The organism is Mycobacterium sp. NGS19 (assembly GCF_059813155.1).
This window is the reverse complement of record NZ_JCALEB010000003.1, coordinates 637,329-650,490: the sequence shown is the minus strand read 5'-3', so window position 1 is coordinate 650,490 and position 13,162 is coordinate 637,329. Positions and strand designations below refer to the sequence as shown.

The 13,162-nt window shown below is 69.2% G+C and carries 12 protein-coding genes; 9 read left to right on the top strand and 3 right to left on the bottom strand.

What is annotated here, in order from left to right; genetic code table 11:
- Window positions 1–2: 2 nt before the first annotated feature.
- Window positions 3–878 carry a glycosyltransferase family 2 protein gene (locus tag AC5Y4N_RS13010; RefSeq protein WP_499907557.1) on the bottom strand — a complete coding sequence of 292 codons (876 nt, stop codon included), beginning with the start codon at window positions 876–878 and terminating at the stop codon, window positions 3–5.
- A gap of 74 nt (window positions 879–952) precedes the next feature.
- Between AC5Y4N_RS13010 and AC5Y4N_RS13005 the strand changes: the two genes are divergently transcribed.
- The 9 genes from AC5Y4N_RS13005 (at window position 953) to AC5Y4N_RS12965 (ending at window position 11,142) form a co-directional block, all read left to right on the top strand.
- A complete protein-coding gene (locus tag AC5Y4N_RS13005) occupies window positions 953–1,933 on the top strand; it encodes an NAD-dependent epimerase/dehydratase family protein (protein WP_499907559.1) in 981 nt (326 codons plus the stop codon).
- A gap of 91 nt (window positions 1,934–2,024) precedes the next feature.
- Complete coding sequence (locus AC5Y4N_RS13000; RefSeq protein WP_499907561.1) at window positions 2,025–3,665, top strand: carbamoyltransferase family protein; 1,641 nt, start codon at window positions 2,025–2,027, stop codon at window positions 3,663–3,665.
- Entirely contained in the window at window positions 3,662–5,158 is a 1,497-nt protein-coding gene (locus AC5Y4N_RS12995; RefSeq protein WP_499907563.1) for an HAD-IIIA family hydrolase, read from the top strand. The genes AC5Y4N_RS13000 and AC5Y4N_RS12995 overlap by 4 nt, the downstream gene beginning before the upstream one ends.
- On the top strand, window positions 5,158–6,210 hold the full coding sequence (locus tag AC5Y4N_RS12990; RefSeq protein WP_499907565.1) for a glycosyltransferase family 9 protein: 1,053 nt from the start codon (window positions 5,158–5,160) through the stop codon (window positions 6,208–6,210). The genes AC5Y4N_RS12995 and AC5Y4N_RS12990 overlap by 1 nt, the downstream gene beginning before the upstream one ends.
- Window positions 6,207–6,779, top strand: a complete 573-nt coding sequence (locus tag AC5Y4N_RS12985) for a D-sedoheptulose-7-phosphate isomerase (RefSeq protein ID WP_499907567.1) — start codon at window positions 6,207–6,209, stop codon at window positions 6,777–6,779. Before AC5Y4N_RS12990 ends, AC5Y4N_RS12985 begins: the two co-directional genes overlap by 4 nt.
- A complete protein-coding gene (locus tag AC5Y4N_RS12980) occupies window positions 6,776–8,167 on the top strand; it encodes a PfkB family carbohydrate kinase (protein WP_499907569.1) in 1,392 nt (463 codons plus the stop codon). Before AC5Y4N_RS12985 ends, AC5Y4N_RS12980 begins: the two co-directional genes overlap by 4 nt.
- A 28-nt stretch (window positions 8,168–8,195) precedes the next feature.
- Window positions 8,196–8,894, top strand: coding sequence for an SDR family oxidoreductase (locus AC5Y4N_RS12975; protein ID WP_499907571.1), 699 nt, complete (start codon window positions 8,196–8,198; stop codon window positions 8,892–8,894).
- Window positions 8,885–9,838, top strand: a complete 954-nt coding sequence (locus AC5Y4N_RS12970; RefSeq protein ID WP_499907573.1) for a glycosyltransferase family 9 protein — start codon at window positions 8,885–8,887, stop codon at window positions 9,836–9,838. The genes AC5Y4N_RS12975 and AC5Y4N_RS12970 overlap by 10 nt, the downstream gene beginning before the upstream one ends.
- Entirely contained in the window at window positions 9,808–11,142 is a 1,335-nt protein-coding gene (locus AC5Y4N_RS12965; RefSeq protein ID WP_499907575.1) for a UDP-glucose dehydrogenase family protein, read from the top strand. The genes AC5Y4N_RS12970 and AC5Y4N_RS12965 overlap by 31 nt, the downstream gene beginning before the upstream one ends.
- On the opposite strand, the gene AC5Y4N_RS12960 is transcribed toward AC5Y4N_RS12965, so the two are convergent.
- Both AC5Y4N_RS12960 and AC5Y4N_RS12955 read right to left on the bottom strand, forming a co-directional pair.
- Window positions 11,139–12,305, bottom strand: coding sequence for a PP2C family protein-serine/threonine phosphatase (locus AC5Y4N_RS12960; RefSeq protein WP_499907577.1), 1,167 nt, complete (start codon window positions 12,303–12,305; stop codon window positions 11,139–11,141). The genes AC5Y4N_RS12965 and AC5Y4N_RS12960 overlap by 4 nt on opposite strands.
- Window positions 12,302–13,102 (bottom strand): alpha/beta fold hydrolase, encoded by an 801-nt coding sequence (locus AC5Y4N_RS12955; RefSeq protein WP_499907579.1) that lies wholly within the window; start codon window positions 13,100–13,102, stop codon window positions 12,302–12,304. The genes AC5Y4N_RS12960 and AC5Y4N_RS12955 overlap by 4 nt, the downstream gene beginning before the upstream one ends.
- Window positions 13,103–13,162 lie beyond the last annotated feature (60 nt).

Sequence of the window (13,162 nt, the reverse complement as noted above, 5' to 3'; positions counted from 1 at the left end):
GGCTACTCGAGTGTGCGGACTCTGCGTTCGAGGTCCTCGGGCAGGTGACGGCGCTGGGCAAGCGCCGCCGGCAGTCGAACCAGCGCCTCGGCGGTCGCCTTCGCGTGCGCAGAATCGGCCGTGGCACAACGCAACAGACGTGCCAGCGCCGATGTGCAGCGGTCGGCCGGCCGACGCATGCACGCGGTAAGAAACTCGTTGCGCAGAACGCGCGCGTCGCGAGCTGCGCTGGATCCACGGACCTTCGACGGCTGGTGGCAGGCTTTGACCTGCGGGCAGTAGCACAGATCCCAGCCCGCGGCGGCCAGATCGAGCGCCAGCAGCGTCTCCTCGCCGTAGATGTGCAGCAGCGGGCTGAATCCACCTACTGCCAGGAACGCGTCGCGCCGCACGATCGCCGAACAACATTGGAAGCCAAGCACACTGGGCCCGGGCAGGCCGTCCTTACGGCCCAGCGGGCTGGCTGCGAGCTCGTCGCTGAACGCGTCGCGACGACCCGACGGCCATACCGTGGTCTGCGCCGCGATCAGCGCCAGCGTGGGGTGGTCGTCGAAGAGTTGCTCCGCGATCTCCGTCGCGCCGGGCTCCCACCACGAATCGTCGTCGCAGAACGCCACGAACGGTGTCTCGCAGGCGCTGACGCCGATGTTGCGGGCCGCGGCGCCGCGATTGCGGTCCAGCGGAATGAGCCTGATTCGGCCCCTGCCGGCTTGAGATCTGCCCAGCGTCCGCACCATGTCGCAGGTATGGTCGTCAGAACCGTTGTCCACCACGATGATTGGGCACGCGAAGCCCGACAGCAGCCGGCCGATGGTGGGTTCCAGTTCGTCGGCGCGGTTGTAGGTCGCGATGACGAACGACGTCCTCGGCTGCTCCATGCCCCGCATCTACCCGGCGGCCCTGCGGCGGAAACCGCTCGTTTGGCCGATTGCGACCTGGGTATTTGAAGAGGATGCGGGAATGGCGTTCTGTATTGGTCACGGGAGGAGCGGGCTTTCTCGGCACCCACCTGTGTCTGCGGCTGCTCGACCGCGGCGTCGACGTGGTGTGCGTCGACGACCTGTCCACCAGCGCCCCGGCCAACGTCGACGATCTCAAACGACAGAGCGGGCTGCAGTTCGTCGAGCACGACGTCACCGAGGCGTCCGACGACCCGCGACTGAACCGCCGCTTCGATGCGGTGTTTCACCTCGCCTCGCCGGCGTCGCCGCCGGACTACTTGCGCCTGCCGATCCAGACGCTGCGGGTGGGCGCGCACGGCACGTCGTTGGCTCTCGAAATCGCCGAGCGCAGCGGCGCACGGTTCGTGCTGGCTTCCACCAGCGAGGTGTACGGCGATCCGCTGGAGCATCCCCAGCGCGAAAGTTATTGGGGCAACGTCAATCCCATCGGTCCGCGCAGCGTGTACGACGAGGCCAAGCGGTTCGCCGAGGCGATGGTGTTCGCGCACCACCGCACCCACGGCGGCGACGTCGGCGTCGCGCGGATCTTCAACACGTACGGCCCTCGAATGCGTGCCGACGACGGCCGCATGGTGCCGACGTTCTGCCGTCAGGCGCTCGAGAACAAGCCGATCACGGTGGCGGGCAGCGGTCAGCAGACCCGATCGCTGTGTCACGTCGACGACACGGTAACGGCTTTGCTGGCCCTCGGAGACTCGGACATCACCGGTCCGGTGAACATCGGGAACCCGACCGAGATGACGGTGCTCTCGGTGGCCGAAATGATCCGCGAGCTGGCCGGCAGTTCCTCGCCGATCCATTATGTGCCTGCGGCACAGGATGATCCGCAACGTCGCTGCCCCGACATCCGACTGGCCCGCGAACAGCTGTCGTGGGAGCCAAAGGTGCCGCCGTATCAAGGGTTGGCCGAGACCGTCGCATGGTTCCGTGACCAGGATGTCCAGGCGCTATCCGCACCTGCCAACGGGTAGCGCCTGCTGTTTAACCACTTCTCGCTTGGGTATGTCTTTGGACGTCTAACGATCGAGCCGACGGCAATCCACAATTCATCAGGGGGCATGCGTGCGCATCCTTGGCGTCAATGCTGTGTTCCACGATCCCGCGGCCGCGTTGGTGGTCGACGGGCAGATCGTGGCTGCGGCCGAGGAGGAACGGTTCACCCGCCGCAAGCACGGCAAGCAGGCGGTCGCGTTTTCCACCTGGGAATTGCCGACGCAGTCGGCGCGATGGTGCCTGCAGCAGGGCGGTATCTCGGCCGCGGACCTCGACGCCGTCGCCTACTCCTATGACCCTGCGCTGGCCGAAGTGCCCGGCGGCCCGATCGCCGGGCAGGACCGCGACTGGGAGTACCTGCGCACGCTCTACGCGCGGCGCGCGCCGCAGTTCCTGGCGGCCGCGTTGCCGGGACTGGACCCGGGCATCGTCCGTCACGTCCGTCACCACGTCGCGCACGCGGCGTCGGCGTCGCTGGCGTCACCGGAACCCGACAGCGCGGTGCTGGTGATCGACGGCCGCGGCGAGGCGACGTCGATGCTGGCCGGCGAGTACCGCGAAGGCAAGCTGGATATCCTTGCCGCGCAAGAACTTCCGCATTCGTTGGGCCTGCTGTACGAAAGCCTTACCGAGCACCTGGGTTTTAAGCGGTCATCTGACGAATACAAGGTGATGGCGATGGGCTCCTACGGGCGCCCCGCCTATGCCGAACGGCTCCGCGAACTCGTGTACGCCTGCGGCGACGGCACATTCCGCACCGAGCCCGTGGACTGGACTGAGTTCGCGCCGCCGCGTGATCCGCACGCCACCGATTTGGACCCTGCGCACGCGGACCTGGCCTGCAGCGTGCAGCGGGTGCTCGAGGAAGTGTTGGTGCAGCTGGTGTCGTGGCTGCGCGGCCGAAGTCGCTCCGACACACTGTGCCTGGCCGGCGGGGTCGCACTGAATTGCGTGGCGAACTCGCGGCTGTATCGGGAGGGCGGCTTCGCCGAGATCTGGGTACAGCCCGCGGCGGGCGACGCAGGTACGGCTCTCGGGGCCGCGCTGGCCGTGGCCGCCGAACACGGTGAACCGATCGCTCCGATGCCCTCGGCGTCGCTGGGCCGCGGCTGGTCCGACGCCGAAATCGCGGCGATCCTCGACACCGCGGACGTTGCGTATGAGCGGCCCGACGACATCGCGGTGGCGATTGGGGATGCGCTCGCCGACGACCAGCTCGTCGGCTGGTTCCAGGGCCGCGCCGAGTTCGGCCCACGGGCACTGGGAAATCGATCGCTCTTGGCCGATCCGCGCCACGCCAAAAACCTCGAGCGGATGAACAACGTGAAGGGCCGCGAGCAGTTTCGGCCCGTCGCACCGATGGTGCTCGCCGACAGAGCGGCCGAAATCTTCTCCGGCGGTCCGATTCCCAGCCCGTACATGCTGTTCGTGCACGATGTCGACCCGCAGTGGCGGCAACGTATCCCGGCCGTGACCCACGTCGACGGCACCGCCCGCATCCAGACCGTCGACACGGACAAACCGGTGCTGCACAGAATGATCAGCCACTTCGCGTCGCGCACCGGGGTGCCCGTCGTCGTCAACACCAGCTTCAACACCGCCGGACGGCCGATGGTCGACAGCCCACGCGATGCGCTCGAGTGCTTCGGAAGCTCACCTATCGACGTGCTGGCCATGGGCCCGTTCATGATCCGGAGACATCGGGCGTGACGGGGTCAGTTGCGGTGGTGATCCCGACGATCGGCCGAGAGTCGCTGGGCCGCCTGCTCACCGCGCTGGATCAAGGCGCAGGACCCAGGCCCGACGCGGTGGTTGTCGTCGACGACCGCGCCGCTCCGGATCATCCGCTTCCGTTGCCGGACACCGGCTTACCGATCACGGTCCTGCGATCGGGTGGGCGGGGACCCGCAGCCGCCCGCAACGCCGGATGGCGTGCGAGCGCGGCCGACTGGATCTGCTTCGTCGACGACGACGTGGTCACCGGTCCCGACTGGCCCGCGCAGCTGGCCGCGGACATCGAGAATGCGGACCCGTCAGTCGTGGGCATCGAGGCGCGGATCAGCGTGCCAGCGCCCGAGGGACGGCGGGCCACCGACGACGAGCGCCGCACTCTGCAACTTGTCACGTCGACATGGATCACCGCGGATCTGGCGTATCGGCGCTCGGCGCTGGTGGCCTGCGGCGGTTTCGACGAACGCTTCCCGCGGGCGTACCGCGAGGACGCCGACATCGCGTTGCGCATGCAGCGCATCGGCCGCATCGTGCGCGGCTCCCGCGAGACGGTGCATCCCGTCCCGCAGCGCACGCCGTCGATCATGGCGAGTGTGCGGGCGCAAGCCGGCAACCGTGACGACGCGCTGATGCGGCGCAAGCACGGCCGCCACTGGCGCGCCAAGATCGGCGGGAACAGGGGGCGGCTGCGGCTTCATGCGGCCACCACCTCAGCAGGAATTCTGGCACTGGTCGCCGCATCGGCCGGCCGTCGCAAACTCGGTTTGGCGTCTGCGGCAACGTGGTTGGCGTTGACGGTGGAATTCGCGGTGCGGCGCATCTTGGCCGGCCCGCGCACGGCCCGCGAAGTGACGGCGATGGCGGTCAGCAGCGTGCTGATTCCGCCGGTCGCGGTGGCGCAACGGCTCTGGGGTACATGGCTGTTCCGGCGCGCGCATCCCGAACCGCCGTTGGCTGTGCTGTTCGACCGCGACGACACGCTGATCGAAGACGGCCCCTATCTCAACGACCCCGACGGGGTGGTGCCCAAGGCGAACGCCCGCCAGGCGCTGGGCCGGCTGCGCAAGCACGGCCTGCTGCTGGCCGTCGTCACCAACCAGTCCGGCGTCGCGAAGGGCTTGATCAGCGACCAGCAGTTGCAGGCGGTCAACGCCCGCGTCGACGAGCTGCTGGGACCGTTCGACACCTGGCAGGTGTGCATACACGACACCGATGACGGGTGTGAGTGCCGAAAGCCGTTGCCCGGCATGGTAATTGCCGCCGCCACCGCATTGGGTGTGGACACGCGGCACTGCGTGATGATCGGCGACACGGGCGGCGACGTCGCGGCGGCGCAGGCCGCACGCGCCGACGCCATCCTGGTGCCGACCGAACGGACCCGGCGAGAGGAAATCGCCGACGCGAAGGCGGCGGCGCACGTAGCGCATTCGCTGGAGGAGGCCGTCGAGCTGGTGCTGAGGCGGGTGCGGTGATGAGCGGCTTGCCCGAAGAAAAGAAGCCAACCCGTACCGCACTGGTGGCCCGGCTCGACAGCACCGGTGATGTGCTGATCACCGGTCCCGCGGTGCGCGCCGTCGCCGCGAATCACGACCGCGTGGTGTTTCTGGCCGGCCCGCGCGGCAGTGAAGCGGCGCGACTGTTACCGGGGGTCAACCGTGTGGTCGAGTGGGCCGCGGCGTGGGTGGATTTCGACGCTCCTGAGCTTTCCGCAGACAGCGTGCAGCAGCTAGTCGCCACTATCGCCGCCGAAAAGCCCGACGTGGCACTGATTTTCACGTCATTTCACCAGTCGCCGCTGCCGCTGGCGCTGATCTGCCGCATGGCCGGCGTGCCCTGGGTCGGCGCAATCTGCGAAGACTATCCTGGAACACTGCTGAATCTTCGCCACCACGTCGCGGCCGGCATCCCCGAACCCGAGCGTGCGCTGTCGCTGGCCCAAGCCGCGGGTTGGCAGCTGCCTTCCGGCGACGACGGACGCTTGCGACTACGAGCGCTGCCGCCGGTGCCGGCGCGGCTGGCCGCGGTCACCGGTCAGGAATACGTGGCCTTCCATCCCGCGGCCGCGGTGCCGGCCCGCAGCCCGTCGCCGCATACGTGCGCCGAGATGGTGCACGCGCTCGCGGTGGCGGGGCATCGCGTCGTGGTCACCGGCACCCGCGCAGACCGCGAACTGACCGCAGCGGTGGCCGGCGAGCACGCCCACGATCTCGGCGGCCAGACCACGTTGGCGGAGCTGGCCGCGGTGTTCGCGGGTGCGCGCGCCGTGGTGGCGCCCAACACCGGCCCCGCCCATCTCGCCGCTGCGGTGGGCACACCCGTGGTGTCGCTGTTCGCGCCGGTGGTGCCCGCTCAACAGTGGAGCCCGTACGGCGTGCCCGTGGTGCTGCTGGGCGATCAGCAGGCACCGTGCCGTCTCACCCGGGCGCGCCGGTGCCCGGTTCCGGGGCATCCCTGCCTGGACGGAATCCCTGCCGCTGAGGTGGTTGCCGCAGTAGCCCGAATCGCAAGCCGAGGTGCAGCATGATCGACAAACATTTCGCCGACCTGGTGAGCGCCGCCGCGCAGGTGCGGCCCAGCGCGGCGCAACTGCAGCAGTGGGCACAGCACCTCGCCGACGTGTTCGCGGCGGGCGGGCGGCTGATGGCCTGCGGCAACGGCGGCAGCGCCGCCGAGGCGCAGCATCTGACCGCCGAGCTGGTGGGTCGCTTCAAGGACGAGCGAAAACCGTTGTCGGCGATCTCTTTACATACGGACACGTCCGCGCTGACCGCGCTGGTCAACGACTACGGCGCCGAGGAGATGTTCGCACGCGGCGTGCGGGCCCACGGTAGGCCGGGTGACGTGCTGGTCGCACTGTCCACCAGCGGCACCAGCCCCAACGTGCTGGCCGCCGTCAAGGCTGCACACCAGGCGAAGGTGACCACGTGGGCGCTCACCGGGCCGGCTCCCAATCCGCTGGCCGCGATGAGCGACGACGCGATCTGTGTCGAAGCGCCGTCCACTGCGACTGTGCAGGAGATGCACCTGGTGCTGATCCACGCACTGTGCATCGCGCTGGACGAGTTGCTGCTGGGTCCCAAGGCGACCGTATGAAACCGATTGTGGTCATTGGCGATTCGATGCTCGACGTGGACGTCGACGGATCGGCACGGCGGCTGTCACCGGAGGCGCCGGTGCCGGTGGTGGAGCCGGACCGCATCTGGCACCGCCCCGGCGGCGCGGGTTTGGCCGCGGTGCTGGCGGCGCGGGCGCACCCCGACGTGGTACTGGTGACCGCGACGGCGGACGACGCGGCGGGGCGCTCCCTGGCCGGCCTGTTCGCCTCCGAACATCCCGAGATCCGGGTGGTCGCGCTGCCGCTCACCGGCACGACGGTCAGCAAGGTCCGCATCCGCGCGGCCGGGCAGTCGGTGGTGCGGGTGGACCACGGCGACGGCGTCGCGGCCGCCGACCCGCTGCCCGCCGAGGTTGCCGACGTGCTGCGGACCGCCGCGGCGGTGTGCGTCGCCGACTACGGACGCGGCGTCGCGGCGCATCCGCAACTTCGTGACGTGCTGACCGGTCTGGCTGCGGACGTGCCCGTGGTGTGGGACCCGCATCCCCGCGGGGCGGCGCCCGTTGCGGGCTGTGCGCTGGCCACACCGAACGAAACCGAGGCACAACAGTTTTCACAGAGTGCCCGCACCCACAGCCGGATCGCAGCCGCCCTGCGTGAGCAATGGCGCACCAACGCGGTGAGTGTGACACTGGGTGCGCGCGGAGCGTTGTTCTCCGACGCCGAGCACGTCGTCAAACACGTGCCGGCACCGGCAGTAGGCGGCTGCGGCCGCACCGACACCTGCGGCGCAGGTGACCGGTACACGGTTGCGGCAGCCATTGCACTCGGCGAGGGCAAGGATGCCCTCGCCGCCACCGCCGCAGCCGTCGACGCGGCCTCGCGGTTCGTGGCGGCCGGCGGCGCCGCCGGCGTGTCGAGCGCAATGCCGATGCCGTCGGAATTCGGCATGGCGCCCACCACAACCGCCGTCACCGGTATGCCAGCGGTGCTGGCGCTGGCCGACAAAGTGAGGCAGCGCGGCGGCACGCTGGTGGCCGCCGGAGGGTGCTTCGACCTGCTGCACACGGGCCACGTCCGGCTGTTACGACGCGCCCGCGAGCTCGGCGATGCCCTTGTGGTGCTGATCAATTCGGACGAGTCGGTCCGGGCGCTGAAGGGGCCCGGACGGCCCGTAGTGCCGGCCGCTGACCGGGCACGGGTGCTGGGCGCGCTCGCGTGCGTGGACGGCGTCGCGATCTTCGACGAGGACTCCCCGGCCGCCGCGCTGGAGCGGCTGCGGCCCGACATCTGGGTGAAGGGCGGCGACTACACCGGCGTCGAGCTGCCCGAAGCCGACGTGGTGGCCCGGCACGGCGGCGAGGTGGTGTTGCTGCCGACGGTCCCCGGCTATTCGTCCTCGAAGTTGATCGAAGCCACCCGCTGAAAGAGCGGCACCGAAGGAAGGCATACGCATGACGCAATCCGGACGACTCGGCAACGTGCTGATCACCGGCGGCGCATCAGGACTGGGCGCGGCGACCGTACGCGCGGTGCAGCGCCACGGCGGCAACCCGCTGGTGATCGACCTTGTCCAACCGACCGGCGACATCCCTTGGGCCTGGGCCGATCTCGCTGACACCGAGACGGTGCACTCGGCCGTCACCGAACTTGCCGAATCCGTCGACGGCCAACTGCACGGCGTGTTCACTGCCGCGGGCACCGACAAGTGCGGGCGGCTGGACACCGTTGCCGCCAAGGATTGGGAGCGGGTGCTGCATGTCAATCTGCTCGGCACCGCGGCGGTGGTGCGCAGCGCACTGCCATACCTGAGAGCCAGCCACGGCCGGATCGTCACGTGCGCGTCGACACTGGGCATCAAGGCCGTCAGCGACGCGACCGCGTACTGCGCCTCGAAGTTCGGCGTGGTCGGTTTCACGCGGGCGTTGGCCGCGGAGCTGGCCGGTGACGTCGGTGTCACGCTGTTGATCCCCGGCGGCATGGCCACCGCGTTCTTCGACGGCCGCGACGAGCAGTACAAGCCGCCGCCGGACGCAAAGCTCAACGATCCCGACACCGTCGCCGAGACGGTCGTGTTCGCGCTCAGTCAGCCGCAAGGAAGCGAAATCCGGGAGATGGTCGTGTGCTCCTCAGAGGAGTCGTCGTGGCCGTGACCCTGACCGATCCCGGCGGCATCGTGCTGGTGCTGCGGGCGCTCGGGCTCGGCGACCTGCTGACCGGCATTCCCGCGCTGCGTGGTCTGCGCAGAGCCTTCCCGGTCGCGCACATCGTGTTGGCCACTCGAGCCGATCTCGCACCGCTCGCCCTGTTCAGCGGCGCCGTGAACGACGTGCTGCCGACCGCCGGACTGGGTGAATTGCGGTGGGACGGACCACCACCGGAGTTGGCGGTGAACCTGCACGGCCGGGGACCGGAGAGCATCGAGGACCTGTTGTCGACGCAGCCGAAACAGCTTGTCTCCCATCGCAACCCGGCATACCCGCGAGTGTCCGGTCCGCCGTGGCGGGAAGAGCTGCACGAGGTCGACCGCTGGTGTTCGCTACTCGGCGCAGCCGGCATCGCCTGCGACCCCGAAGACCTCGGGCTCGGGCGTCCAGCCGGCTACCCGTATCATGGCGACGTCGTCGTCATCCATCCCGGAGCTGCCGCCGCGTCGCGCCGTTGGCCACCCGACCGGTTCGCCACGGTCGCCGCGGCCCTGCACGCCGCTGGCCATCAGATTGTCATCACCGGCTCGGCGGCCGAACGCGAGCTGGCCGGTGCCGTGGCCGCGCAGGCTGGACTCGACGAAAGCGCCGTTGTCGCAGGCGAACTGGACGTACTGGGCATGGTCGCGTTGATCGCTGACTGCCGGCTGCTGATCTGCGGTGACACCGGCGTCGGCCACATCGCCACCGCGACCGGGACGCCGTCGGTGCTTTTGTTCGGGCCGACGCCGCCGAGCCGCTGGGGACCGCGCGGCCGGGGCCCGCACATCACACTATGGGCAGGCGACCGTGGCGACCCGCACGCGGACCGCCCGCATCCCGGACTGCTGCTCATCACCCCCGCGCGGGTTCTGGACGCATGCCGCTCGATTCTGCCGGAGGCGGCGTGATGGCGATTGCGGTGGGTGTGGTGGGTGCCGGCTACGTCGGGCTGACCAGTGCAGTGTGCTTGGCGGCGAAGGGTTTCGACACGGTGTGCGTGGATAGCGATCCCCGCCGCGTCGAACAACTGTCGCACGGAGTCGCGGTGATCGACGAGCCTGGGCTCGACGAGTTGCTGACCTCCGGCCTCGGCGGCGGCACGCTGCGGTTCGCCGACGACTATCGTGCGCTGGCGGACCGCGACGTGGTGTTCGTCTGCGTGCCCACGCCGACGAATCCCGATGGCAGCGCGGATATTTCGGCGGTCGAGTCGTGCGCTGACGAGTTGGGCGAGGTGCTTGCGCCAGGGGCGGTGGTGGCAGTCAAGTCCACGGTGCCCGTCGGCACCTGCCGGGAGCTGAGCGGGCGCTTGGGCGACCGCGGCATCGTGACGGTGTCCAACCCCGAGTTCCTGCGCGAGGGCCACGCGATCTACGACTTCTGCCACCCCGACCGCGTGGTGATCGGCCTGCCCGACGGTCCGCGGGCACGGCGGGCCGGCGACCTGCTGGCGCGGGTGTATGCCGGCGACACCGACACGGTGCTGCGGATGACGCTGGAGAGCGCCGAGTTGGCGAAGTATGCCAGCAATGCCTTTCTCGCCGTGAAGCTTTCGTATGTGAACTCGCTGGCCGAGTTGTGCGCGGGTGTGGGCGCCGACATCGAAGACATCGCCCGCTGCATGGGTGCCGATCCGCGGATCGGCCCCGCGTTCCTGATGCCCGGACCGGGCTGGGGTGGCTCCTGTCTGCCCAAGGACACCGCCGCTCTGCTGCACACCGGACGCTCCCACGGCATCCCTATGCGCGAAGTGGAGTCGGCTCGCGCCACCAACGAGGCACAGCGGGAACGGATCGTGACGACCCTGCGCCGACGGCTCGGCCGTCCGCTGGCCGACGTGCGGATTACGGTGCTGGGTTTGACGTTCAAGGCAGGCACCAGCGACATCCGCGAGTCGCCCGCCTTGGCCATCTGCGGGGAGTTGGCCAGAAGCGGGGCACAGGTGACGGCCTACGACCCGCGACTGGAGAGCATCGATCGCGGAAGTGTTCCGGTGCCGACCGCCAGCGACCCGTATGTCGCCTCCAAGGACGCCGACGCGATCCTGGTACTCACCGAATGGCCCGAGTTCGCAGAGCTCGACTGGCCGGTCATCGGGCGCAACGCCGCCGCGGGCGCGGTCGTCGTCGATACCCGAAACCTGTTGAGCGGCAGGACAATAAGCAATTCGGAGCTGACGTATGTGGGTAACGGGAAAGTGGGCGGCTACTAGCCGGAGACGGTCAGGGCCAGTACCGCGACGTCGTCTTCCACACCCGGGCCGAGGTGCATCAGCAGCGACCGGATGTCGTCGACGATGCGATCAGCGGTGGTGGGGCTGCGCGCCGACGCGAACGTGACCAGCGCGCCGTCGTCGTCGAAACGGTCGGTGCCGGTGCCGGTGCGCGCCTCGGTCAGCCCGTCGGTGTAGAGCACCAGGGTGTCGCCGGTGCCGAGGTGAAGGCGACGGTGCACCAACCGCACGTCGGCGAGGATGCCGAGCGGCTGGCCCCCCGCCGTGCTCAGCTGCTCGACACCGCCGTCGCCGCTCAACAACAGCGCCGGCGGATGCCCGCCGCTGGCCAAAGTGACCTCGAAACCGCTGCCGTGGCGCGTCATCACCCCGAAGATCACCGTGCAGAACCGGACATAGCCCTCGAGCGGCTCGTGCTCGAGCACGCTGTTCACATTGCGCAGCACCGCGATCGGTTCGTCGTCGAGCACCGCCGCTGTGCGCAGCGCGTAGCGGGCCATCGACGTGACGGCGGCCGCCTCGGCGCCCTTGCCGCAGACGTCCCCGATGAAAAACGCCCACTTGTGGGGCGAGAGCGGGAACAAGTCGTAGAAGTCACCGCTGACCTCTTCGGCTGAAGCGGCGTGATAGTAGGCAGCAGCCTGCAGGCCGTCCGGCGGCCGAAGTGCCGACGGCAGCAACGAGCGCTGCAGTGTCGTGGCCAGTTCGACGGCGCGCGCGCGTTCCTGCTCGGCCCGCATGCGGGCGGCCAGCAGCTCCTGCTCATACGAGCGGCGCTCTTGCGCGTCGAACACGGCGATCCGGATACGTGCCGGCCGCCCGTGATCGTCTGCTCTGACGTTGGCGGACAACAGGACCGGCAGCCGGCGGCCATCGGCGGCCACCAGTTCCATTGCCAGACCGCCGATTTCGCCGTTCAATCGCAGCAGCGGGGCGAAATGTGTCTCGTGGTGGATGCGGCCGCCGACCGTGAACAGGTCGGTGTAGGGCCGGCCGATCAGCGCGGCGGCGTCATAACCGAGCCACCGCGCCAAGGTGGCGTTGACCGCGGCGATGCGGCGGTCGGCACGTGCGACGAGGTATCCGCACGGCGCGTTGGCATAGAGGTCGTCGACGTCCTCGCCAAGCTCATGGAAAGTCACGGCCGGGCTGCGAAGGCCGCGATCGCGGCGGCGGTCGCCTCGGGCGCGGTGAGCTGAGGACAGTGGCCGGTCGTGTCCAGAGTGACCAGCGTGCTACCGCCGATGTGCTGGTGCACATATGCTCCGACGGCACGAGGTGCGATCGCGTCGTCGGCGCATTCGAGCACCAGGGTGGGCAGTGGCACCCTGGCCAAGTCGGCGCGGTTGTCGGACAGGAAGGTGGCTCGGGCGAACACCCGAGCACAATCCGGGTCGGTGCGGCAGAACGTCTCGGCCAGCTCGTCAGCCAACTCCGGGCGGTCGGGCGCACCCATGATCACTGGCGCCATCGCATGCGACCAACCCAGGTAGTTGGTCTCCACCGACGCGAGCAGTTCGTCGATGTCGGCGCGGGAGAAGCCGCCGTGATAGCCGTCGTCGTCGAGGTAGCGCGGCGACGGTGCCACGAGCACGAGCTTGGCGAATCTGGCCGGCTCGGCGGCGACCGCCAGCACCCCCATCATCGCGGCCACTGAATGCCCGACGAATACGACGTCGTGCAAGTCCAGTTCGCGCACGATCTCGAGGATGTCCGCGGCGTAGCCGGCCAGCGACGAGTACCGGTCGGGATCCCACGCCGCCGGGTCGGACCGGCCGGACCCGACGTGGTCGAACAGAACGACCCGAAACTGCGGCGCCAGTGTGGCGGTGACAAACCGCCACAGGTTTTGATCACAGCCGAAGCCGTGCGCCAGCATGACCGTCGGCCCGTCCGGCGAGCCTACGATGTTGATGTTGTTCCTCGTCAGGAGGTCCACGAGGTCATCGTTTCACGTTGCGGCGCCAAGTGGGCATGAGGTGGCGGGACAGTGAAGACA